General features: G+C 37.3%; 22 protein-coding genes, 3 tRNA genes and 1 pseudogene. 16 read left to right on the top strand and 10 right to left on the bottom strand.

Going from position 1 to position 24,186, the window contains the following annotated elements; genetic code table 11:
- Positions 1-12: 12 nt before the first annotated feature.
- A complete protein-coding gene (locus AC1M9J_RS05305) occupies positions 13-1,413 on the bottom strand; it encodes an amino acid permease (protein WP_481952001.1) in 1,401 nt (466 codons plus the stop codon).
- A gap of 40 nt (positions 1,414-1,453) precedes the next feature.
- Positions 1,454-2,707 carry a kynureninase gene (kynU, locus tag AC1M9J_RS05300; protein ID WP_481591876.1) on the bottom strand — a complete coding sequence of 418 codons (1,254 nt, stop codon included), beginning with the start codon at positions 2,705-2,707 and terminating at the stop codon, positions 1,454-1,456.
- Positions 2,708-2,848: 141 nt separating this feature from the next.
- Here kynU and gigD point away from each other — a divergent pair, with 141 nt between their 5' ends.
- The 8 genes and pseudogenes from gigD (at position 2,849) to ahpC (ending at position 9,778) form a co-directional block, all read left to right on the top strand.
- The gene (gene gigD, locus AC1M9J_RS05295; protein WP_092766480.1) at positions 2,849-3,301 is read left to right on the top strand and encodes an Lrp/AsnC family transcriptional regulator GigD; all 453 of its coding nucleotides are present in this window, start codon (positions 2,849-2,851) and stop codon (positions 3,299-3,301) included.
- A gap of 518 nt (positions 3,302-3,819) precedes the next feature.
- Positions 3,820-3,896: transfer RNA gene (locus AC1M9J_RS05290), tRNA-Met, on the top strand.
- Between the two features lie 241 nt (positions 3,897-4,137).
- Positions 4,138-4,350 carry a cold-shock protein gene (locus AC1M9J_RS05285; RefSeq protein WP_035267602.1) on the top strand — a complete coding sequence of 71 codons (213 nt, stop codon included), beginning with the start codon at positions 4,138-4,140 and terminating at the stop codon, positions 4,348-4,350.
- A 542-nt stretch (positions 4,351-4,892) separates the two neighbouring features.
- Complete coding sequence (locus AC1M9J_RS05280; protein ID WP_035267598.1) at positions 4,893-5,114, top strand: hypothetical protein; 222 nt, start codon at positions 4,893-4,895, stop codon at positions 5,112-5,114.
- Positions 5,115-5,432: 318 nt separating this feature from the next.
- Positions 5,433-7,517 carry a catalase gene (locus AC1M9J_RS05275; protein WP_481952000.1) on the top strand — a complete coding sequence of 695 codons (2,085 nt, stop codon included), beginning with the start codon at positions 5,433-5,435 and terminating at the stop codon, positions 7,515-7,517.
- Positions 7,518-7,769: 252 nt separating this feature from the next.
- Positions 7,770-8,185, top strand: a pseudogene (locus AC1M9J_RS05270) (uroporphyrinogen decarboxylase/cobalamine-independent methonine synthase family protein); the annotation flags it as partial.
- A 112-nt stretch (positions 8,186-8,297) separates the two neighbouring features.
- A complete protein-coding gene (locus AC1M9J_RS05265; protein ID WP_035267597.1) occupies positions 8,298-8,792 on the top strand; it encodes a flavin reductase family protein in 495 nt (164 codons plus the stop codon).
- A 422-nt stretch (positions 8,793-9,214) separates the two neighbouring features.
- Complete coding sequence (gene ahpC, locus AC1M9J_RS05260) at positions 9,215-9,778, top strand: alkyl hydroperoxide reductase subunit C (protein WP_481595768.1); 564 nt, start codon at positions 9,215-9,217, stop codon at positions 9,776-9,778.
- Positions 9,779-9,823: 45 nt separating this feature from the next.
- Here the strand turns inward: ahpC and AC1M9J_RS05255 are convergent, their stop codons facing one another.
- Together AC1M9J_RS05255 and ycaC are read right to left on the bottom strand one after the other, a co-directional pair.
- The gene (locus AC1M9J_RS05255; protein ID WP_035267593.1) at positions 9,824-10,747 is read right to left on the bottom strand and encodes a LysR substrate-binding domain-containing protein; all 924 of its coding nucleotides are present in this window, start codon (positions 10,745-10,747) and stop codon (positions 9,824-9,826) included.
- A 122-nt stretch (positions 10,748-10,869) separates the two neighbouring features.
- Positions 10,870-11,496, bottom strand: coding sequence for an isochorismate family cysteine hydrolase YcaC (gene ycaC / locus AC1M9J_RS05250; protein WP_035267592.1), 627 nt, complete (start codon positions 11,494-11,496; stop codon positions 10,870-10,872).
- Between the two features lie 300 nt (positions 11,497-11,796).
- Between ycaC and AC1M9J_RS05245 the strand changes: the two genes are divergently transcribed.
- The 3 genes from AC1M9J_RS05245 to AC1M9J_RS05235 all read left to right on the top strand — a co-directional run bounded on the left by AC1M9J_RS05245 (position 11,797) and on the right by AC1M9J_RS05235 (position 15,261).
- Positions 11,797-12,666, top strand: a complete 870-nt coding sequence (locus AC1M9J_RS05245) for a pirin family protein (RefSeq protein ID WP_035267590.1) — start codon at positions 11,797-11,799, stop codon at positions 12,664-12,666.
- Positions 12,667-13,114: 448 nt separating this feature from the next.
- Positions 13,115-14,413 carry an FAD-dependent oxidoreductase gene (locus AC1M9J_RS05240; RefSeq protein WP_481591878.1) on the top strand — a complete coding sequence of 433 codons (1,299 nt, stop codon included), beginning with the start codon at positions 13,115-13,117 and terminating at the stop codon, positions 14,411-14,413.
- Between the two features lie 8 nt (positions 14,414-14,421).
- Positions 14,422-15,261 (top strand): SAM-dependent methyltransferase, encoded by an 840-nt coding sequence (locus AC1M9J_RS05235; protein WP_481595769.1) that lies wholly within the window; start codon positions 14,422-14,424, stop codon positions 15,259-15,261.
- Between the two features lie 49 nt (positions 15,262-15,310).
- On the opposite strand, the gene AC1M9J_RS05230 is transcribed toward AC1M9J_RS05235, so the two are convergent.
- The 3 genes from AC1M9J_RS05230 to AC1M9J_RS05220 all read right to left on the bottom strand — a co-directional run bounded on the left by AC1M9J_RS05230 (position 15,311) and on the right by AC1M9J_RS05220 (position 16,089).
- Positions 15,311-15,386: transfer RNA gene (locus AC1M9J_RS05230), tRNA-Thr, on the bottom strand.
- Positions 15,387-15,563: 177 nt separating this feature from the next.
- Positions 15,564-15,791: a hypothetical protein gene (locus AC1M9J_RS05225; RefSeq protein WP_035267585.1), complete on the bottom strand. Its 228-nt coding sequence runs from the start codon at positions 15,789-15,791 to the stop codon at positions 15,564-15,566.
- A 207-nt stretch (positions 15,792-15,998) separates the two neighbouring features.
- Positions 15,999-16,089: transfer RNA gene (locus AC1M9J_RS05220), tRNA-Ser, on the bottom strand.
- Between the two features lie 123 nt (positions 16,090-16,212).
- Here AC1M9J_RS05220 and AC1M9J_RS05215 point away from each other — a divergent pair.
- Positions 16,213-18,093, top strand: a complete 1,881-nt coding sequence (locus AC1M9J_RS05215) for a potassium transporter Kup (protein WP_035267583.1) — start codon at positions 16,213-16,215, stop codon at positions 18,091-18,093.
- A gap of 69 nt (positions 18,094-18,162) precedes the next feature.
- Here the strand turns inward: AC1M9J_RS05215 and AC1M9J_RS05210 are convergent, their stop codons facing one another.
- Positions 18,163-18,525, bottom strand: a complete 363-nt coding sequence (locus AC1M9J_RS05210; RefSeq protein WP_228133254.1) for a hypothetical protein — start codon at positions 18,523-18,525, stop codon at positions 18,163-18,165.
- A gap of 300 nt (positions 18,526-18,825) precedes the next feature.
- Between AC1M9J_RS05210 and AC1M9J_RS05205 the strand changes: the two genes are divergently transcribed.
- Positions 18,826-19,869, top strand: coding sequence for a DNA/RNA non-specific endonuclease (locus tag AC1M9J_RS05205; RefSeq protein ID WP_481595770.1), 1,044 nt, complete (start codon positions 18,826-18,828; stop codon positions 19,867-19,869).
- 72 nt (positions 19,870-19,941) lie between these two features.
- Positions 19,942-20,187 carry a hypothetical protein gene (locus tag AC1M9J_RS05200; protein WP_179999072.1) on the top strand — a complete coding sequence of 82 codons (246 nt, stop codon included), beginning with the start codon at positions 19,942-19,944 and terminating at the stop codon, positions 20,185-20,187.
- A gap of 39 nt (positions 20,188-20,226) precedes the next feature.
- On the opposite strand, the gene AC1M9J_RS05195 is transcribed toward AC1M9J_RS05200, so the two are convergent.
- A complete protein-coding gene (locus AC1M9J_RS05195; protein ID WP_481595771.1) occupies positions 20,227-21,237 on the bottom strand; it encodes an AraC family transcriptional regulator in 1,011 nt (336 codons plus the stop codon).
- Positions 21,238-21,436: 199 nt separating this feature from the next.
- Between AC1M9J_RS05195 and AC1M9J_RS05190 the strand changes: the two genes are divergently transcribed.
- Entirely contained in the window at positions 21,437-22,072 is a 636-nt protein-coding gene (locus AC1M9J_RS05190) for a sterol desaturase family protein (protein ID WP_180028773.1), read from the top strand.
- Positions 22,073-22,337: 265 nt separating this feature from the next.
- Here the strand turns inward: AC1M9J_RS05190 and hisF are convergent, their stop codons facing one another.
- Positions 22,338-23,096, bottom strand: coding sequence for an imidazole glycerol phosphate synthase subunit HisF (gene hisF, locus AC1M9J_RS05185; RefSeq protein ID WP_035267573.1), 759 nt, complete (start codon positions 23,094-23,096; stop codon positions 22,338-22,340).
- A gap of 114 nt (positions 23,097-23,210) precedes the next feature.
- On the opposite strand from hisF, the gene AC1M9J_RS05180 reads away from it, so the two are divergent.
- Positions 23,211-24,161, top strand: a complete 951-nt coding sequence (locus tag AC1M9J_RS05180; protein ID WP_481591883.1) for a homoserine kinase — start codon at positions 23,211-23,213, stop codon at positions 24,159-24,161.
- Positions 24,162-24,186: the final 25 nt, after the last annotated feature.

Below are 24,186 nucleotides of genomic sequence, written 5' to 3'. Positions count from 1 at the left end.
ACAGCTCCTTTACTAGGCTTGTTCATTTTCAGTTAATTGATGCTTTAACGATGATTTCTTCATTTGATAGAAAATGATTAACATCACGATAAAAGGCACGCCAAACTGGAGAGTTGATTTAAATTCTTGCGTAAACCATGTGGTAAGCGTGATTGCAAGAATGGCAAACAAACCAATAAAGGAAATATAACGACTACCAGGAATGCTGTATTTGAGGTGGATATTATTTTTTGCTAAGTTCTTTCTAAAGAAATAGTGTGTGGCAAAGATCGCCCCCCAAGTAAATAAAGCTCCAAACATGGACAGTGCAATCATGATTGGAAATGCTGATTCGGGATTAATGCTATAAACAATACTCGCCACGGCAATACCTGTTGCCGAAAGTAGCAAGGCATTGATGGGCACCCCATTTTTACGAATTTTACCAAACAGCTTAGGTGCATCTCCTGAACGTGACAAACTGAATAACATACGCGTTGAGATATATAACATGCTGTTCATTGCGGACAGTGCTGCCACAATCACAATGAAGTTTAAAATATGATCAGCAAAAGGAATGCCGACAATTTGCATAACAGACACGAAAGGACTGGTTGCACCTGGTGCTATCAATTGAGTCCATGGAACGAGAGTGACAATTAAACTCAGCGATAGTAAATAAAATAGAAATAAGCGAATCGCAGTGCTTTTGAAAGCGTATTTAACTGCTTTTTCAGGATCATTGGCTTCACCTGCAGCAACCGCGATCATTTCGATACTGAGATAACTAAAAATAGAAATAATGACACCAATCCAAATACCTTTAAATCCATTTGGCATAAAGCCATCATGTGCAGTGAGATTGTGAGTTAGCGCTTGATGAGGATTTGGATCTTGCGTCAAAATACCTATTGCCAACAGAATAAACACAATGATGGCAAACACTTTGATCGTCGAAAACCAATATTCAACTAAGCCAAATGCTTTGACACTATAAGCATTTACTGCGAGAAGTACGGTTGAAAAAAACACGATCCAAATACCTGAACCGACATGAGGAAACCAAAGTTTCATATAGTCAGCCACGGCGGTAATTTCTGTGCCTACAGCCAACACGATACATGCCCAGTAGCTATAACGAACTAAGAAACCAGAAAGTGGATTTATATAATGTTCAGCGTAAGCACCAAACGAGCCTGAAGTGGGGTGTTGTACAGTCATTTCTGCCAAGCAAGCCATTAGTGCAAAAGCAATTAATCCGCCGATCGCATAGCTTAGAATGACAGCAGGTCCTGCAAAACTAATGGCAAATTTACTACCCATGAATAGACCGGTGCCAATGGCACCGCCTATTGCAATCATGCCCATTTGTTTAGCGGTTAATTTTTTATGTAATCCTGCTTCGCGTGTTTGAATTTTATCGAAGTTACTCATAAGCCCTCCTGGCCATGGTGATATAAAGTGAGTAACTGAATTAAGTTACTTGACCTCGCACCGAATATTTTTCATTTTTCCATTCTTCATTCAGCATCACTTGTTTAAGATGTTGAACAGCATGCCAAATGTCTTCATGGCTTAGGTACAAAGGTGTGACCCCAAATCTGAGCACGGCTGGCTCTCGGTAATCTCCAATCACACCACGTGCAACAAGCGCTTGGACAATGGCATAACCGTGTTCATGGCAATAACTCACATGACTACCACGCTGTAAATGATCGATTGGTGTAATTAACTCAAAACCAAATTCAGCACATTCCTGTTCAACCAATTGAATAAAGAGATCTGTTAAATTTAGAGATTTTTCTCGGATCTTTTGCATGTCAGTTTTTAAGAACACATCTAAACCACATTCGATCAAACTCATGGACAAAATACTTTGTGTGCCACATAAAAAACGACGAATGCCTTGAGCTGGCTCGTAGTGATCAGCCATATCAAAAGGACGTTGATGCCCCCACCATCCTGAAAGAGGTTGCCAAAATTTATTTTGGTGTTTTGCATTTACCCAGATGAGAGCAGGAGAACCTGGTCCACCATTAAGGTATTTATATGTGCAACTTACGGCAAAATCACTTTGGGTCTTGTTTAAATCGATTGGCACAGCACCTGCAGAGTGACATAAATCCCAGATGACCAAAGCGTTATATTGATGAATCGTTTGGTTGACCTGTTCCATGTCATAGAAATATCCTGAGCGGTAATTGATATGTGACAACACCACAACTGCCGTTTGATGGGCTTTCAGAGTGGTTTCTAATTCATCAGGATGTTCGATTAAAACCAGTTGGTAGCCTTTTTGAACAAGGTCAATATAACCTTCAATAATATAGAGGTCAGTCGGGAAGACGTCCTTTTCCGCAATAATCACTTTACGTTCAGGAGCGATTTCAGCTTGGATTTTGACAGCAGCAGAGAGTGCTTTAAATAAGTTGAGTGTGGTTGAATCAGAGATCACCGTTTCGCCTGGATTTGCCCCAATGAGCTGAGCCACCTTATCACCTAACCGAGTCGATAATCCCCACCAATCCGCTTTGTTCCAGCTATTGATGAGATCTTCCCCCCACTCTTGGCTCACCACTTCTTGAGCACGTGTTAAAGCAGATTTAGGGCGTGCACCAAGGGAATTTCCATCTAGATAGATAGTATTCTCAGGTAAAGCAAATTCATTTTTTAAATGTTTCAGTTCGTCTTCAGCATCCCATGCTTTGCATTGATCTAAGGTAATCATTTTTATCCTAACTCGGTCCGTGTTATTTCATTCGATTTTATCACGGTAATTTTTAGTATTTATCCGATAATTATGCTTGAAATTGCATGAAAACTGGATAGTATTCGAATTAAATATAAAAAATCAGGATGATATTTAGGAATGAATTTAGACCTCATTGATCATAAAATTTTAAGACTATTACAACAAAATGCACGACTAAGTCATCAGGAATTGGCAGATTTAGTGAATCTTTCTGCTTCAGCATGCCATCGACGTGTCAAAATTTTAGAAAACAATGGAGTCATCGAAAAATACCAAGCAAAAATTAATTATGAAAAATTGGGTATTCAGGTTGAGGCGATTGTCGAAATTAAACTCAATCAGCTGACCGAATCAGATCATCAGCATTTTCTGAGCCAGATTCGTAATTTTGATGAAGTGATCAATGCTTTTATCATTACAGGGGATTCGAATTACGTTCTCTTTGTGGCCACCAAAGATTTAAATGGGTTTTCCCAGTTTATTATTAATAAGTTAAACAAAATTAAAGGTATAGCCAACATTAATTCTAAAATTATTCTTGAAAAAGTGATCGAGAAGACCTTCATGTGATCATTAATTTTTTTATGAAAAAAGTGAATCCGTATTTTAAAATCAACCTCGAATTGATTTTACAAGCGATGTTTTTTTTATGAGTTAAAACACATAAAACTGCTATTATGGTTCATCTTTTTTTTAAAAATAATTCTATGAACGAACATTACAAATATATATACACTAAATTTAGTTTTTTTGGTTCATTACCTACATATAAGGTGTTTCTGAATGAACAAAATAAGATCGTAAAATGGGTCTTTGCTGATAACTCTTTTATCTATGGGTATATATCTGATTGGGCATTGAATCATTCTGGTTTAGATGTGGGAAAGGCTACTTGGGCTGAAGAGTCGACATTATTACTAAATAATGAAAAATTTAAACTCAATTTGTATAGGTCTTTACATCAAAAATTTAAAACAGAATTATCTGAATAATTTATCTAGTAACGATAATGATTTTATAGTTTTTGATAAAAATAAATTATTTAGATTGCTATATATCTCAAATTAGCGTACAAATGCACTTGTTGATGCGGGATGGAGCAGTCTGGTAGCTCGTCGGGCTCATAACCCGAAGGTCGTTGGTTCAAATCCAGCTCCCGCTACCAATTAAAAACTAATTTAAAAGTTTACAACCTAATTGCGGTCGATCTGTAGTTAGGTTTTTTTATTAAAGAAAATTAAATCAATAAATCAATTAAATATGTGTTATATTGGTTTTCTAGAATTATAATTTTATTGTTTACTAATTTTATTTTGATCTGATATTAATTACATCTTTCATTCTATTAAAAGTCTATCTTCAAAATTATTTTCTAATTATTCATTACATAATATAGGAAATAAATGATGTCTAATTTAACAACTGGTACAGTTAAGTGGTTCAACGAAACTAAGGGTTTCGGATTTATCGCTGTAGATAATGGTCAAGATGTATTTGCTCATTTTAGTGAAATTCGAGCAAATGGTTTCAAGAATCTAGTCGAAGGACAGCGAGTTCAATTTGTTGTACAACAAGGTCAGCGTGGCTTACAAGCAAGTGATATTGTAGCTATTTCATGAACACCTCATTAATTGAGGTGAAAGATCAGTTTGAAGTTAAATATGCAGTGATAGGTACATTTAATACTTCGCAGCATGCTTCGAACTTATCTCAAATAAATATTAAATTTATCACTGTTGATAATGAAAATATAAGACCTAGTTTTGATTTAAATTTTCATAGTTTAAATACTGGTAAAATTTACCAGCTCATTTAAATATTAAAATTAAACCATAAAGTATTTTTTATGGTATAATCGTTGTTGATCGAATCCGTAAGCGAAACGGAAGTGTTTAGATAGAACTTAGAATTGCGTATTCTCAATTTATAGATTTTAATATCTATGATGTCTAAACAGTTAACGCAGAGCATGAACTCGCACCATGCCGATCTTAGAAGTCCACAATCTCATTGTGGGCTTTTTATAATTAAATACATGCTAATGTAAAATTGTAATTTGAATTATAGGCTTGAGCCTCTTCGATATCAGAATCCATACTCTCGATTTAAATATTTAATATTATTTTTAATTTTACATGAGCTCATGAATGAGTAAGTGAAAATGAATATCTCTAATGGCTGGACTACAGCAAAAGCAGTGAATGGTGAAACCATTCGAATTAACATTATCCCATTTCATAAAGTTCAAAATACGATGAGAGGGCAAATTCTTGTAGAAGTTTCTAAACAAGTTGAAGTCGAATCAGGTGAAGTATTTGAAATAAACTTAGATGGCCGATCTTTTTTCTTGGGATTTAATAATCTATATAAGATTATGATTTAAAAATATTTTTCATAAAAGTCTAATGCGAAAAATTAGACTTTTATGGAAATAGAATCATAATACTAGTAACAGAATTATATAGATCACGATTAAGATTTACCCCATACATACCAATGATGATTTTATAAAAAATATCCGAAAATTATGTGAATAAAAGTTGGATAACTCATTTTTTAACATTGTTATTTTTAAGTAAAACTATAATGAGAATATCTTTTTAACATACTAAGATAAATTACTGTACAAATAGTGACCTGTTTAAGTTCAATTTATAAAGCACAACTTATTATCTTAACAACTATGTATAAGGAAAATAACATGAGTAAGAAGAAGATCAGTATCAATGCAAAAATTCAACAGTTTGAACAGGATAGCTATGTCGACCCTAAAGGTAAAACACTTACGACTTCACTAGGGGTTCCTGTAGTTGATAATCAGAATAGTCTTAAAGTAGGGGAGCGTGGTCCTACACTGTTAGAAGATTTTCTATTGCGCGACAAACTAATTCACTTTGATCGTGAGCGTATACCAGAACGTGTTGTCCATGCTCGAGGATTTGGTGCTCATGGATATTTTGAACCTTATAAAGGCAATGAAAAATGGACTAAAGCCAAATTTCTGACTGATACCAGCAATCCTACCCCTATTTTTGCGCGGATATCTACAGTTCAAGGTGGAAGAGGCTCAGCAGATGTTGTTCGTGATGTTCGAGGTTTTTCTATTAAGTTTTATACGCAAGAAGGAAATTATGACTTAGTAGGAAACAATATTCCTGTTTTCTTTATACAAGATGCTATTAAATTTCCTGATTTTGTCCATGCTGTCAAGCCAGAAGATCCGAATGAAGTCCCGACTGGACAATCAGCACATGATACCTTCTGGGATTTCATTTCTTTAAATACCGAAACAGCACATATGACAACTTGGGTGATGTCAGATCGTGCTATTCCTCGTAATTTGCGTTCTATCCAAGGTTTCGGTGTACATACATTCAGACTTATCAATGCGCAAGGCAAAGCTCATTTAGTCAAATTTCATTGGACTCCAAAGCAAGGGGTTGCTCAAGTCGTATGGGACGAAGCATTAAAACTGAATGGCAAAGATCCTGATTTCCATCGACGAGATCTATGGGATGCAATCGAAAATGGAAATTATCCTGAATGGGAGCTAGGAGCTCAAATTTTCACGGAAGAAGAAGCTTCTGAATGGGATTTTGATGTTTTAGATCCAACCAAGCTTGTACCAGAGGAATTAGTACCTGTAACTCCATTAGGCAAATTTATATTGAACCGTAATACAGATGATTTCTTTGCCGAAACGGAGCAAGTTGCTTTTAGCCCAGCAAATATTGTATCTGGTATAGATTTTAGTAATGATCCTTTACTTCAAGGAAGATTATTTAGCTATACAGACACCCATCTACATCGTTTAGGTACAGCTAACTTTAACCAAATTCCAATTAATAAACCTGTATGCCCTTTTCATACCAATAGACGTGGTGGATTTGCTAACCATGAAGTTTACAAGGGAAAAGCAAATTATGAACCAAATTCAGTGGATGATAATTGGCCACGAGAAATTGGGCAGCAAGAAGGGGGATTTAGTTCTTATCCTGAACATGTGGAAGCAAGTAAATTACGTATTCGACCTGAAAGCTTTGCAGATCATTTCTCACAAGCGACACTTCACTATATGAGTTTGAAGAAGCATGAACAACAGCATATTAAAGATGCTTATGCATTTGAACTCTCTAAAGTTCAAGATGAAGAAATTCGTCAACGCGTGGTTGATCGAATTCTAGTAAATATCGATAAAGATCTCGCGACATACGTTGCAAATGAGTTAGGTTTAAAACTGTCTGATAAGCCAGCGATTAAAAAACAAAGTAAAGTTAAAATTTCAGAAAAACTTAGCATTGAGGCTTTCCCTGCACCAGATATTAAACAACGTAAAATTGCAGTACTTGTGCATAATGGTGCAAATGCAACTTCTGTAGATGCCGTGAAAGCATGGGCTGAAAGTGAAAATGCGGTTGCAGAAGTTTTAGCTCCAAGTGCAGCTCCAGTTAAATCTAAAGATGGAAAAGAAATTGCAGTAGATGGTCGACAAAATGGTGAGCCGTCAGTCACATATGACGCAATTGTTGTTATTGATGGCGATAATCTAGAAGCATTTAAGGCTGATGGAGTTGCAAAACACTATGTTCTTGAAACGTTTAAACATCTTAAACCAATTTATTTGCTTGGAGATAAAGAAAACCTTCTCGAATACTTTAGTATCGAACAAGATGATGCTATTTTTTGTAGTAAAACCTTTAAAGATCATCAAGATAAATTTAAGAAAGCGATACAAAATCACAGACTCTGGTCTCGAGAGGATATAGTAGCAAGTATCCCAGCATAAAAATAAGAGAAGCCTAGATACACTATCTAGGCTCTTTTTTTAGGTAGTCATGATAGGTTTATTGATCGAATTATTTTGATTGGTCTTGAGTAAATATACCGTGAATAATCTGACCACAGTTCATCATAGAACTTATAGACTCGTAATTCGAGCGACGTTAGATCGCTACTTGATTGGTTTCTATTTATGACCTTGAGTAATTTGATACAAAGCTAATTTTGATTTGTCTAGAGAATTGCTATTCTTTAGCTAGCGCTTGAAAATTTGAAATGTGAAACCGCCATACATATTTGTAAAAGTACTTCTATGAAAGATAATAAAAATGGGAAACAAACTTTGAGTAATGAACGGTGTCCTTTTGAAACGTCACTCCCGATACTACTAAAATCTAAGTTGGGGCATCATTTCTTTAGAGTGCAAAACTCACATATATCCATGGATCTTATTGAACTGATTCGTGGAAGAAAGTCATGATCGGTGTAATCGATGTGGCAACCAATCAAATTGAAACACTTGACGAAATGGTGAACACTTTGCGTAAAGTTTTGCAATTTGTCGATGCTGATAAGCTATACCCTTCAACCAACTGTGGAATGATACCACTGTCTCGTCACGTGGGACGTGACAAACTTGAAGCCTTAAGTATGGGTTCAGCGATCTTAAACTAAGAAGTTAGTGCTTTAGCTGAGTTTATTTTCTACATTCAAGATGGATCATCTGTGCAATCACCTATATCCTAGGTTCGCACGAGTTTAGCAATTTATATTTGAGAAGAGAAAAATGGTTGAAGCTTCAGACTACAGAAACGCAATGTCTTTATTAACCACTGCAGTCAATATTATTACAACAGCTGGTGAAACAGGACAGCATGGTTTCACGGCTTCTGCTGTATGTAGCGTTACTGATTCACCTGCTACGCTTTTGGTGTGTATGAATCAATCATCCCGATCTCATCAGTATTTTATTGAGAACAAAGTTTTATCTGTCAATGTGCTCAGTTCTCAACATGAGTCTCTTTCAAATGCTTTTGCATCGAGTCAATTGAGTGCAGAACAACGTTTTGGATTAGCCCAATGGGGTAAATTGAAAACAGGTTGCCCGGTTTTAAAGGACGCTTTAGTCAGTTTTGATTGTGAGATTGAGCAAATTCAACGAGTGGGCACACACAGTATTTTTATTTGCCGAGTTGTAGCCATTCAACAAAGCTCGCAAGAGGAAAGTCTTGTCTATTTTAATCGATCTTATCATCAGGTGAGTGCAGAAGAGGAAGTTTAATGAGCTAGAGCAGCAAGATTTTCAATCGTTTCTTATAATGATTATAGAAATAGATCAGCGTTTGATTAATGATCTTGGGAAAGATGGTGAATGGTAAGCCTCGAACAGTGAGCTTTCATAGTGTGAGGTTAAACCCAATGGATATTACTCGAATCGTTTATGATCATACAGAGTGAATGATCTTTCTCTTTGGGATGAAAAAAGAAAAGTATTATTTTCAAAAAATTGAAACCAATTAAATAAGTTTTAAAAAAAATAATCAGTGTTTTATATTTAATTTATTCTCTTAAAGAAATATATTAACTTTTAAATCTAGAAATTCGATTGTTTTTATAAATACTTTCGGTTTTACCAATCCAATCATCTTTTGTATTCTCTATTTCAACGAAGCAACACTCTCACAAAGAAATAGAGGAAAACACATGAGTTTAATCAATACTGAAGTCAAACCATTCAATGCAACTGCTTATCAAAATGGTGAGTTCATTGAAGTTTCTGAGCAAGATTTTAAAGGTAAATGGTCTGTTGTCTTTTTCTATCCTGCAGATTTTACATTTGTATGTCCAACAGAATTAGGCGATCTTGCTGATAACTATGCTGAATTCCAAAAGTTAGGTGTAGAAATTTATGGTGTATCTACAGATACTCATTTCACACATAAAGCTTGGCATGATACTTCAGATGTGATTGGTAAAATTCAGTATCCACTTATTGGTGACCCAACGTGGACATTGTCTAAAAGCTTTGATGTATTGATTGAATCTGAAGGTTTGGCAGATCGTGGTACATTTGTAATTGATCCTGAAGGAAAAATTCAAATTGTAGAGATTAATGCAGGTGGTATTGGTCGTGATGCTCAAGAACTTCTTCGCAAAGTGAAAGCGGCTCAATATGTTCATGCCCACCCAGGCGAAGTATGTCCTGCGAAATGGAAAGAAGGTGATGCTACACTTGCACCATCAATCGAGCTTGTTGGTAAGATCTAAATTAAGTTGAAAAGTAAAGAACCAGCACGATGTGCTGGTTCTTTATTAAGAGGCATAACCTTCTTGATTTTGTGCTGCTTGTCGTAAACCTTCAACCAAGTGGTCGATGAGTTTTTCCATCACGAGTCGTTGTCCTTTACGTGATGCATAAACGAGTTGCACAGTCCCTATATTTGAGCACCAGTCAGGCAAGATGTGTATAAGCCGTCCTGCTGCCAAATCCTTTTGCACTGTAAGATAAGGTAGATCTGCAATACCTAATCCATCCATCACTGAATAATACACACCAGCCAAATCATTACTTTTAATACGTGGTTGTAATGGAATTTCAATGAGATCATGCCCTTCAATTCGGTGCAAATTCCATTGATAGTGTGTTTTTTGAGTTCCTAAAACAATTGTTGGAAAATCATTGATTTCAGTTGGATATTCTAAAACGCGACCCTGTAAAAGCTCAGGGGTTGCCACTAAACAATGAGTGGTTTTGATGACATCACGAACCACGATGGTGGAGTCTTCATTGGCAGAAAAATTAGTTCTGATCGCCAAGTCAATATCATCGTGCAATACATCTACGCGTCGGCTGGTTAATTCCATCTCGACTTGAACTTTTGGATAGCGCTTCAAAAAATCATTGAGTAAAGAGCGAATTTGATAACGCATCATTACGGGTGGGCAACTAATTTTAACTAGACCCTGAGGTTCACTTTTCTGTTTAAGTAAAACATTATGAGCGCAATCAACTTGGTTGATTACTTTTTCACATTCTTGAAAAAATTCTTGACCTAAAGGCGTTACTTTGAAATGGCGAGTAGAACGTTGAATGAGTGTGACATTAAATTTTGCTTCGAGTTCTAAAATACGTCGACTAAGCTTTGATTTAGTTATATTTGACGCGTCACTAGCAGCACTGAAACCGCCGTATTTAACGACCAAATAAAAATAGTAATAGTCATCAAATGAATGCAATTTTCACCTCGACGCCTGATCCGATAAAGTTTAAGCATAGGTTAAACTAAGCCGTTCAAGAAATCATCTTGGGTTTTGAATATGGTAAAAAAAAGCGACCCAAAGGTCGCTTTTATTAAATATTATTTTTTAGTGGTGTTCTTTACATAGCTAACCATTAAGTTTTTATAGTCAGGAATATGCTCACCGAATAAAGCACCTAAACCTTCGATATCATTACGCCAGTCACGATGTAACTCACCTGCAGCACCAAACCATGTCATAAGTTGAGCACCTGCTTGAGACATGCGGTTCCATGCAGCATCGCGCGTAATTTGGTTGAATGTACCAGATGCATCAGTAATCACGAATACATCAAAGTCTTCAGCAAGAGCTGAAAGTGTAGGGAATGCAACACATACTTCAGTCACAACACCAGCGATGATCAGTTGTTTTTTACCTGTCGCTTTAACAGCATTTACAAAATCTTCGTTATCCCAAGCATTGATTTGACCTGGACGCGCGATATATGGAGCATCAGGGAACATTTCAACTAATTCTGGAACGAGTGGACCATTAGGACCATCTTCAAAACTTGTTGTTAAAATTGTCGGCAAGTTAAAGTATTTTGCTGCTGCTGCGAGTGCTAAAACATTGTTTTTAAACTTATCAGGATCGATATCACGTACAAGAGAAAGAAGACCTGTTTGGTGATCGACTAAAAGCACTACTGCATTATCTTTATCTAAACGAACGTAAGGTTTGCCCATTATTATTAGCCTCTATGATGTTAGTAAGTGTGAATACGTATCAATGAACTCGTATTCAGTCACTAGTTATATTAGACTGAAAATGAGATAAATTTGTGACCATTTTTAGGATAATTAGTCTTATTAATAGGAATATTGTAATCATAAATTTCAAATTTCAGTGAATAGTCACATATATGAATTAATTTAGATTATTATAATCATAAAAATAGGAATCTGTGTGGCAGTAAAGCTCTTTTTATTTTCTGTGCAAAGTCTAAAATGAGCGCATGTTCATCCTATCGAATATAGGAGTAAAAGATGAAAAGAGTAATTGGGGTTTATCGTAACCAACATACACATTGGGTTGGTGATGGTCTGCCAGTGCGTAACTTATTTTCTTATGATCGGTTAGGTCAAGCACTTAGTCCTTTTTTGTTATTAGATTATGGTGCACCACATCACTTTGAGCCAACGACACGTCAGTTAGGTGTTGGTTCACATCCTCATCGCGGATTTGAAACAGTGACTATCGCCTACCAAGGTGGTTTGGCACATAAGGATTCCAGTGGTGGTGGTGGTGTTATCGAGGCAGGAGATGTGCAATGGATGACTGCTGGGGCTGGATTGGTTCACGAAGAGTTTCATTCTCCTGAATTTGCTCAAAAAGGTGGAATTCTTGAAATGGCACAGCTTTGGGTCAATCTACCAGCCAAAGATAAAATGACTCAACCACGTTATCAAGCGATCACATCTCATGATATTCCAACAATTACCATGGATGATGATGCTGGTCACATCCGTGTAATTGCGGGTGAGTTTGGTGGTCATTATGGTCCTGCTGAAACATTTACTCCAATAAATGTGTGGGATGGTCAGCTTAAAGCTGAGTATGAAACATTCATACATGTTCCTGTAGATCACAATGTATTGGTTGTAGTGTTGAATGGTGAACTCGTAATTAATGGGACTCAAAAAGTTCTAGACAGTTCAATTGTGATGTTTGCTCGTGATGGTGAGGCAGCAATTCAATTGCAAGCATATAAAGATACACAATTTTTAGTGCTTACAGGTGAGCCACTAAATGAGCCAATTCAAGGGCATGGACCATTCGTCATGAACACCAAAGAAGAAATCATTCAAGCTTTTCATGATTTCAATAATGGTAAATTTGGTGAAATTGCACGTTAATTGGAACGACAAAAGCGGAAATATCATTTCCGCTTTTTTTGTGATCATCATTTTAAAAAAATAAAGGACCTCTATCCCACACAACAGAGGTCCTTATACGCTGTAATTTATATTTATTTTCTAGATCACATTCTATTTGTGCTTCTTATTAATGTGATGTAGTTCTCATTTTCAAAACAATGATAATGCATTTTTTTTAAGCTGTAAACTAAAAAATTAAATTATTGGTGAAAATATCTATTTTGTTTTTAAACATATTTTTTGATTTCTTAAAAAATACAAGTGTATTAAATATTTAGCGTATGACGAATAGTGTAGCAAGAATTTTACGTAAATTTATTTGATTAAAAATTAATCAAAAACAAATAAAATCTGGAAGTTTTTAATAGCAAGTTTCAAAGTGTTCTATCGCATAATTAAAAAAATTTTTAATGCTTGGATCATAATTTTGAAAATTGCAGTGATTGGAAGTGGTATGGCAGGGTTGGCAACTGCGAGAATTCTCAAGGATGCTGGTCACCAGATCACAGTTTTCGAGGCGCTTCCAGGGCGTGGTATGGATAGTTATAGTCTTGAGTATGAAGGTGGGATTATTGATTCGCCATTACGTGTCATGAATCCAATGCTCTGGAAAAATACATTGAGTCTTGCCACACATTTGGGTCTCAACACTTTTCCAGTACGTACATATATGTCATGTAGCTGGTTATTTGAAGATAAAATCGAAACTTGGCTGACAACATCACGTTCACGAATAGGCAACTTTCCAATCATTAACAATCGAAAAGGATTAAAGCAATATGGCATCCGTTTAGTGAAAGGGATGTTACAACTTAGATCTGCATTGAAGCAGTTTTTTAAATCTAAAAATCAAGATATCACTTTAGATGAGTTCGTTAAATATAACCAAATAGAAGAAGTATTTTGGAATGGGGCAGTCATGCCTGTCCTATTTACCATTTGTACATGTGATGCCAAAACAATTGGTGAATGGCCAGCGAAACCATTGTTAATTTTCTTACGCCAACTGACGGATGGAGATGCACTTCTTCGAATTCAAGGTGGGACTCCAGCTTTCGTTGATAAATTGCTGGAAGATATCGATTTAAGAAGTGGGCAGCCTATTACTCGTGTACAAGAGCAGGGTGATTTAGTCTATGTGGAAAATGAAGCAGGTGAATCTGACTTATTTGATCGTGTGATTGTCGCGACACCAACAACAAAAGTTCATGAGTTTTTAGATGCTGAACAGTTTGCGGATGATATTGCACTTCTCAAACAATTTAAGTTTGTTGATGGTGAATTGGTCATTCATACTGATTCAGTGGTAATGCCTGTGAAGCGTAAAGATTGGTGCGTATTGAGTTATATGATGGATCGTAAATTTACTAAACAGCATTTCACTGTTTGGCTGAATTCGATTGAGCCAACATTAGTGGGTAAATCTCCTGTTTTTCAAACTTGGAATCCAGTAATTGAGATTGATCCTAAAAAAGTAATACATAAAGTGAAACTCACTAGAGCTGTTGTAGACCGTCATACTCTACCACTAACGCATGAGTTGAGTGCTCGTCACCAACAACAAGGTCGTAAAGTATTTTATTGTGGCTCTTGGTCATGTGATGGATTGCCAATTTTGGAGTCAGCGGTGACTTCAGCAATGGATATAGCAAAATTACTTGATGCGCCGTTACCATTTTTAGGTTTAAAGCCTAAGGTACAAGTTGCACCAGAGTTAGGATATTAAGGGATTGAATGAAGAAGCTCCAAGCATGGATGAAAGCACCTCAACATAAATATGCAATCAATGCAGCTTTATTGGGGGATCACCGTAATTGTGCTTGGAGTAATTTAGGTCTATGGCAAACTGACCAGTTGAATTATCCACAAGCCTGCGAGTTACTCGCAATAACCCTTGCTCAATCTATTGATTTAAATTCAAAAGATAAATTAATTGATTTAGGTTGTGGGCAAGGTGCTAGCTTAATTTTATGGAAAGAAAAATTTCAAATCGAATACTTGGAAGGAATTGAATTACAACAATATTGTGTAAATCATAGTCGTAAGTTTTTACCACATGTCGATCAGATCTCGCAGGGAACATTTTTAAATTTAGAATCTAGATCATTTGAATTTAAATTTGATGCGGCAATTTGCATCGATGCTGCTTATCACAGTAATTTGAATTTATTTCTTCGTTCTGTAGATGCTATTTTGAATTCAAAAGGACGCTTAGCATTTCATTATCTTGCTTTGAATTCAAAGTTCTATACTTTGAGTCCTCTAGCGCAATTGAAAGTTAAATTATTATTAAAAGCAGCTGACGTTCAACTGAACCATTTGCACTCATTCGATGAAACACAATCAATCTTAGTGCAAACGGGTTTTAGAGATATACATATTCAAGATTTGAGTCACGAGGTATTTGCAGGATTTGCAACGTATATACAGAGTGATATTTTTAAAAATAACATCCAAGCTCATTCGTATCACGTTTTAGATTTGGCAAAAATTAAGATGACAGCAAAGTTGTGTGCGAAACTTTATCAAGAGGGGATCGTGCGATATGTACAAGTGAGTGCAAGTAAAAAATAAATCATCAAAAACAACAAAGCCTCACTAAAAAGCGAGGCTAAGTATAAAATGGTGCCGGCACACGGATTCGAACTGTGGACCTACTGATTACAAGTCAGTTGCTCTACCAACTGAGCTATGCCGGCAACGTGGAGAGAATAATAGCGTTTTTTCACTAAAACGCAAGTCAAAAATTAATCGATTAATTAAAATTGAGCAGGATGAATTGTTTTTGCTTTATTTTTGATCTTCTTTTCTCCTCATTTTATAGTGATGCCCGTCATAGCGTGTACAGGCATCTTGAGAAAATTGTATAGGGTCAACTATTTGTTTTTTAGAATACGATCAAGGTCTTGTGCACACTCTTCAAGAGTATAAGCCATATCAAATTGCATTTGAGGTTTTAACTCTTGTGCTAATTTTCTCCATTGCTCAATTAATCTTAGCGCTTTTTGAATTTTGTGTTTATTCACATCTTTAGCGATAGTGGGTGTGTAGCCACCACGTTTTGCATTTTTAATTTGTTTTACATAGTTGGCGCTGTTATTCATATTATCTCCGGAATAGCAGGTTCTATATTTAAATAGGTGTGCAAAAATCATCTATTTGAATAACGTTGTTAGGTTGTTCAGCTCCTTAAGTATTGTTTTTATTAACTTAACATGATGTTGATGACAGTAAAATGAAGCGAGATACGTGCCAAAATCGAAATATTAGGCGAAAAAAAACCGAATCATGAGATTCGGTTTTTAAAATTCTGGCGGTGAAAGAGGGATTCGAACCCTCGATACGCTATTAACGTATACACACTTTCCAGGCGTGCTCCTTCAGCCACTCGGACACTTCACCAAGGCGTGCGATGATAACTAAAAAAAAAGCAGATGCCAAGTTGAAACAATTGATTTAAAGAAAAAGTTTTTAGCCAGTGATATGATTGCCGAAAAATTCTGTCGAATGCATGAAGACTAAAATATGCAAAGCACTGCAAAAAAAGCCGCACTTCCTGCGGTAACATTGGCAGCATTAGGAGTGGTGTTTGGTGACATTGGAACCAGTCCTCTGTATGCATTGCGTCAATGCTTCCTTACGGCTCATATTGCAATTACTGAGGCAACCGTTCTGGGCATTTTGTCGCTCATTTTCTGGTGCATGATGCTCACCATCAGCTTTAAATATGTCTCAGTCATTATGAAGGCAGATAACAATGGTGAAGGCGGTATTATGTCGCTTCTCGCCTTAAATCTACGTTCAACCCGTATTGCAGATCAACGCAAAATTTATCTGATTGCCTTGGGCTTTATCGGGGCATCACTGTTTTTTGGTGATGGCATTATTACCCCAGCAATTTCTATTTTATCCGCGATTGAAGGTTTAAGTATTGCGACTCCGATGTTTAATCAATGGTTATTACCATTGGCCATCGGTATTTTAACAGCACTGTTTTTAATTCAGCGCCACGGCACGGCGACCATGGGTAAGTTCTTTGGACCAATCACATTATTGTGGTTTGCATCAATTGGACTATTAGGCTTATGGAGTGTTATGCAAACACCGTTCGTGTTGGCAATGATCAGTCCGCATTGGGCGTTTGGCTTTATCATCAACCAACCTTTTGTTGCATTCCTCACGATGGGTGCCGTCATTTTAACGATGACGGGGGGTGAAGCACTATATGCAGATATGGGGCATTTTGGTCGTATGCCTATTAAGCTTGCTTGGTTTGTGATTGTATTGCCAAGTCTAGTTTTTAACTATGCGGGTCAAGGTGCTTTACTTTTACGAGATCCAAATGCAATTGAGAACCCATTTTATCTGTTAGTCCCTGATTGGGCTTTATTTCCAATGATTGGTCTTGCAACCGCTGCTGCCGTGATTGCGTCTCAAGCGGTGATTACGGGCGTATTCTCAATGGTCAATCAAGCGATTCAATTGCGCTATTTACCGCGTTTAACCGTGCAACATACATCTGATGTTGAACAAGGACAAATCTATGTCCCGTTCATCAACTGGGTATTATTTATTTCAGTCATTATTCTCATTTTATTATTTGAAAATAGCGCGAATCTTGCCAGTGCCTACGGTGTAGCAGTGACCATGACGATGCTGTGCGGTACGATTTTAATTTCGATTTTAGCTTATGGCGTTTGGCGCTGGCCTGTTTGGAAAGTAGCCCTTTTTGCTGTGCCTTTATTGATCATCGACCTCATTTTTGTTGCTTCGACTTCTTTAAAAATTGTTGGTGGTGGATGGGTGCCAATCTTGATTGGTGCAATTGTATTTACCGTTTTAATGACGTGGAAAGATGGCCGTCAAATCGTACTTAATAAGCTTGAGTCTGATGCGTTACCTATTGATCTCTTTATTCAAAGTGTCAAGATGAGTGATGAAACGCTGATTGTTCCTGGGGATGCAATTTTCCTCACAGGAACACCTAATATCGTTCCACATGCGATGTTGCACAATATTAAGCATAATAAGGTTCTACACGAACGTAATATGATGATTACGGTCATTACTAAAGATGTACCTTATGTACCTGATATTGAGAGAATTCGTGTAGAAAAGATGGATAATCGATTCTTTAGGATTTTTGTATATTATGGGTTTAAAGACCAACCCAACATTCCAGTCGCGCTGAAAGCGGCATATGAGCAGTTAAATTTTGAATTTGATATGATGCAAATTAGTTTCTTTATTTCACGTGATCGTCTGATTCATACCGTGGGAGAAGGAATGGCGCCATGGCGTGAAAAATTATTTATATCAATGCAGCGGAATACCAGTCCTGTGAGTGATTTCTATTTAATTCCACCAAATCGCGTGGTCGAAATGGGAAGCCAGATCGAAATCTGAGTAAGCGTTTGCTAAAATTTTGGATATAAAAAACCGCCTCAAAGGCGGTTTTTTATTAAGCCTAATACCTTACTCAGCCGCTGGTGCTTCTACAGGCGCTTCTTCAGTTGCATTTACTTCAGGTTGAGCTGGAACTGCAGTTTGTGCTTGAGGAGCAGTTTCTTCTGCTTCAGCAGGTGGTAAGTTTCCAATAGGCGCTTTCGCATCAGCAGGCGCTTGTGTTGTAGCACCTTCAGAAATAACTTTCATCTGACCATTAGCTAATACTTCTTGTAAAGTACCAGGCTGACCATTCACTGTTGTTACGACTTTAGCTTTAGAAAGGCTTTCCAAAGTTTCGCCAGCTTGAACTGGTGGCTCAGCAAATGCACTTGCACTTGCCAAAGATAAACCCATTACTAATGCTGTCAAAGAAGTATGTGCTAATTTCATAGTGTCCTCACTTTCAATTCTTTTAATTTACTAAATAACTTTTATACCATCTCACAAGTAATTGATGTAATTCAATCAAATACACGTAAAACCTTAAAGAGTATTAAAAAACTATTCTATAAAAACAACAATTTGTTACTTATTTTGAGTGATATTTGAACGGAATGCGAAGATCCTTTATTCACTTGAAAATTCACTTGATGTACTTCAAATTCATAGCTTGTTAAGCTGTGGCCGGTTTTGAATAAAGCCCACGCATTGGGCTAGAAGTTGAACACGGAATGAATAGGTAATCTGAGTTTGAATAATATTGTGGTAAAAGCTGTATTAGGTATTGTTGCAGCAGGAAGCTTTGCAATTGCTTTCGGTCAAGAAAAGTTGTCTTCATATCTGCCATTTTCAGGTTCGGTTAATAATACAGCTTGTCTAAATCAATTTTATCGCCAAGAGCCACCTTATTTAATCAAAGAGAGCTTAAGTAAAGATCGCTACCCATTATGCTTTAATGGATTCACCACTATGTATTCTGGTGTCTCAAAAACACCATTATGGGTAGCTGAATATCTGAATCCAGATCGGCTGAGCCAAAAAATAAAAAGAGAAGACAGTTTCCATGAGGAGATTCGTGTAGCAGAAAAGCATCGAGCATTATTATCAGATTATCGTGGGTCGGGATATGACCGTGGTCATATGGCTCCAAATGCTGATATGCCAAATAAAGCTGCACAGTACGACAGTTTTTCTTTAGCAAATATGGTTCCTCAAGCTCCGCAGAATAACCAACAAATCTGGCGAGAAATTGAGGAAGCGACACGTGCAATCGTTACGAAGCAGAAACATGATGTGTATGTGATTACCGGGCCTGTATATAGTGGCAAAAAACTGAAAACCATTGGACGCGGTGTTATTGTTCCAACAGCGGTGTTTAAAGCCGTATATATACCTAAAACAGGTGCTATTGGCGCATATTACGCTCCAAATAATAATTCACTACAGATGCAAGTGGTCAGTGTATGCCAGTTAGAAGAAGTGCTTGGCATGAATCTGTTTCCTCAACTTACATCTGAGCAAAAGCGTAATACTTATAAATTGCCATTAAAAGCCAATCAGGTCAAAGCTCAACAAGCGATAGAGTATTCGCACTGGGATGCCGAAAGCCAATGTGCAGTTGATATCTCAACAGATCAACTCAAAGCGCTGCAAAAAGAGTTTAGTAGTCAAAGCGTACCTGTCAATACAACCGTAACGAATCAAGAGGCTAAGATCGATGAACAAGCACAAGATGCAATCGTGAAAGAGTTGGTTCAAGCGTTGTTGCAATATTTATTACAAATCCTTAAATAAAAAAGCTCGAATTTGCCCTGAAGATTCATTTATCTTCAGGGATTGATATTTATAAACATAAAGAGATTTGCCATGTTTAAGCCTTTTGAAAATGGGACTGAGTCACATTCGATACATGATCTGACGCTTGAAAATGATCTTGATCGTGTGAGTATTTATGGCAACTTACAAATCACCAAAGATCAAGCCGGTTTAGCCGCTGCGAAAGCGTTAAAACAATATTTAGATGCAATGGTCATCTATTTAGAAGATCAAAAAAATTTAGCAGAAAAAATAGAAACGACGGCTGAGAATGAAATAGAAAATCCATTCTTGTGATTCATTAATCATCTTTAGAATGATGACTTAGATTGACAATCATGAACTGCGAATATGATGTTGAATACGCCACTGCTGGGGCGTCATCTTCATCCACTGACGAAATGCGCGTTGGAATGCACTTTGTTCTGAATAACTGAGCAATAACGAAATCTCATGTAAGCTGAGATAAGGATCTTGTAAATATTGAATCGCTAGAAGTTTGCGGACTTCTTGAACGCGCTGCTGATAGGTATCACCTTGATTTTGTAAATGGCGCTGAAGTTGTCTGACTGACATTCCCACTTGTTCTGCGACAGTTTGAATTTGATAATTGTGTCTTTGGATTCCAATCAGAATGGCTTGCTGTAACCGCTCATCGATTTGTGTGTTATTGGGGAGTCGACTTAACAAATCTTGAGCTTGCTGCATCAGGAGTTTTTGTAAAGTTTGATCAGCTTGTTTAATCGGTGATTGTAGGAGCTGGCTTGGAAAAGTAAGCTTGACATGAGGCTGAGAGAATTTTACTTTGCTCTGAAAAAAACGCTCATAAATCGCAACATTTTTTGGTGCTGGAAAGCGAAAGTGAATTTCTTGAATATGTAAATGCTCAATACCCGCATAACGTTTTAGAAATTCAACCAATAATGCCATCGCAATTTCATCCGTGATTTGTGTCGACAAATGCATCGGCAAATCTTCCCAACGTACGCTAAATACGCCTTGCTCCAGATCGACGGCGAGAGGTGTACCATCATAAATTAAACGATGATATTCATGATAACGGGTGAGTGCTTCTGCTAGGTTATCGCATGATAAAGCGATATACGCGATAATGCCTAAATGTTGTGGTTTGACCCATTGAGCAATTTCTAACCCTAACGCAGGTTGTGGGTGTACTTCATAAATTTCATTTAATATTTCACGCCAAATGCTAAAGTCAAAGCGTTCGGCTTGCTGAATACTTGCCAATTTTGCAGGAATAGGGAGACCGTTCTCTTCACAATAATTATGTAAGAGATGTCCAAGTCCACCATGAACCGAGCCTGAATAGTCCTTTATCTGCTGCATGTGATTAATACTTTTCTTGTTTTATCAATTGAAATCACGATGAGTTATTAAGCCTGTTTTTACAGTGCCATACAAGCGCTTTTTCTACCATACGACATTGAAAAATATGTCGTGATTTGTCAATGAAAATTTTATCTTGCGTCAATGGTTGAGAGCTTGAGTTAGATATATTGAAAGAAAAGAAACAGGGATTTTGAACATGATTAAAGGTTTTGTTGCAGGCTTAATCATTGCCAATGGATTTGAATGGGTCGCGCATAAATATGTTCTACATGGTGTACACCGTCCGGGTAAAGCGAGGTTTAGTCCTGTGCCTAAAAATATGGAATCTCATTGGGCACATCACCGTGAAGTTAGAACACAAGATTTCCATGATGAGGGTTATGTAGAGGGAATCTCAAATTGGCGAACAAAAAATGAAATCGTATCATTGGGGATTGTTGCTGCTGTATTTGGAACAGCATTTTATCCAATCTCGAAAGGCATGAGTTTATCCGTGCTTTATAGTGCTTGTAACTACTACTACACGCATCGCAGAGCTCACCTCGAACCTCATTGGGCAAAAAAGAAAATTCCTTGGCACTATGACCACCATATGAACGCCAATCAAGATGCAAATTGGTGTGTCACTAAGCCTTGGTTTGATTACATTTTAGGGACACGCGTCATTTCAACGCCAGATTTGAAGGAAGATAACCCTTTAGGGGTGCAGTTACCGTCTTTTATTTCAAAACGAGTCAATCATATCGTTGAACAATATTTCCCCGCAAAGTGGGTTGAGCAGAAAGCAGCGCGCTCCGATATTTCAAAAAAAGCTTTGGCTATAGTGGAGTAAGTCAGATTAGATCTGGAATTGGCTGAATTGACGTCTGATTTGTCATGTTTGGTCAATAAAATATGTAGCTTTTGTCAAGATTTCGTGCAGATCTGTCATTTATGATATGAGATGAATAAATCGGAGAATGAAAATCTGATGGTAGAACTCTCCAGTTTATCGCTTTGCATAACGAACCAAGCGCTGTTTTTTCTTGGTTTTTAGGGCCTTCGGGCTCTTTTTTTTGCAAAAAAAGAGGCATTTGCCTCTTTTTTATGGGGCATGATTAAAGACGCATTTCAATGCCTTGTTCAGCTAAATATTGTTTTGCTTCCGGGATAGTGTGTTGACCAAAGTGGAAGATAGAGGCTGCAAGCACTGCATCAGCACCCCCTTGTAAAATTCCGTCTGCTAGATGTTGAAGATTACCCACACCACCTGAAGCAATCGTTGGAATCGTTACACGATCATTAATCTGACGCATCAATGCTAAGTCATAACCAGCTTTTGTACCATCTGCATCCATTGACGTAATGAGCAATTCGCCTGCGCCGTATTCTGCCATTTTCACAGACCATTCAATCGCATCGATACCCGTTGGTTTGCGACCACCATGTGTGAAAATCTCCCACTTATTTTCACCCGTTTTTTTTGCATCAATCGCAACTACAATACATTGTGCACCAAAACGTTGAGAGGCTTCTTGAACGAATTCAGGATTAAAGACAGCAGCTGAGTTAATACTGACTTTGTCTGCACCAGCGTTAAGCAATAAACGAATATCTTCAACTTTACGAACACCGCCACCTACGGTCAGTGGTACAAATACAGTTTCAGCCATACGCTCAACCGTACGGTAAGTGGTGTCACGCCCATTAGATGTTGCAGTGATATCGAGAAAAGTAATCTCATCTGCACCTTGTTCGTTATAACGACGTGCTACTTCAACTGGGTCGCCTGCATCACGAATATCAAGGAATTGAACACCTTTTACAACTCGACCGTTATCTACGTCGAGGCAAGGAATAATACGTTTAGCAAGCATAATTTTTTCCAAAAATAACAGCCGATTATGAAACTTACAGACTTTGGTGCTACACCTTGGTAGTCGGAGCAGGTATTCTATCAAAATAATGTAAGTTTTTTCGCAGGTTTTTTTATGTCGGTTTATACCACTTTGACTTTAAAGGAAGTTCAGGATTTTGCTACGCCTTATGGATTAGAGGTGATTGACCTGATTCCGATTCAAGGAGGTATTCAAAATACGAACTATTTTCTAGTTTGTGCAGATCAAACCGAATTTGTTTTAACAATTTTTGAAGATATGGATAAGCAAGGCGCAGGTGAACTCGTCCCTGTACTTGAGCATCTGGGTCATGCAGGTCTGCCTGTGCCTGTACCTTTGAAACATTCAGGACGTTCGATTCAGATCTTAAAAAATAAACCTGCACAAATTGCGCCTAGAATGCGTGGCAAGCATCCTATGCCTTCATCACTTGAACAGGTTCAGTCCATTGCTATTGCACAGGCTCAAATACATGTGGCTCTCGATAACTTTCCCTTAGAGCGCGCAGAGTATCGTAATCATGATTATTGGTTAAGTGTGGCTCAGCAGCTTCGACCTACGTTAAATCCAGCCGATCAAGTATTATTAAATAGTTTGTTAGGTTTATATGACGCTCTTACCGCAATGTACCCTGATCGTCCACGAGGTTTTATCCATTCTGACCTATTTAGAGATAACACTTTATTTGAAGGGGCTACTTTAAAAGGGATACTCGATTTTTATGAGTTGAATAAAGATGAACTTTTGTTTGATATCGCCATTACGATGAATGATTTCTGTACGGAATATCCAAGTGTTCATTTGAATGAGGAAAAGGCCTTAGCATTCTTGGAGGCTTATCAAAGTGTACGTGAAATGACCAGTGATGAAAAATCATGTCTAGAACTCTATTTAGCGATGGCAGCTGGGCGTTTCTGGATGATGCGTTTGCTAGTGGCTCAAAAGAACAAAGAAATGGGGCGTGTTGGCGAAGATATTTTGCAAAAAAATCCTTTAGAAATGCGCAATATGCTGGTTGAACGATTAAAATTTGTAACAGCTTAAAAAATTTAAAAAATCTGGGGGAAAT

It is taken from the genome of Acinetobacter sp. ANC_7588 (genome assembly GCF_056783995.1).
Note: the sequence above shows the minus strand (reverse complement) of the source record. Positions and strands in the feature narration are given on the sequence as shown.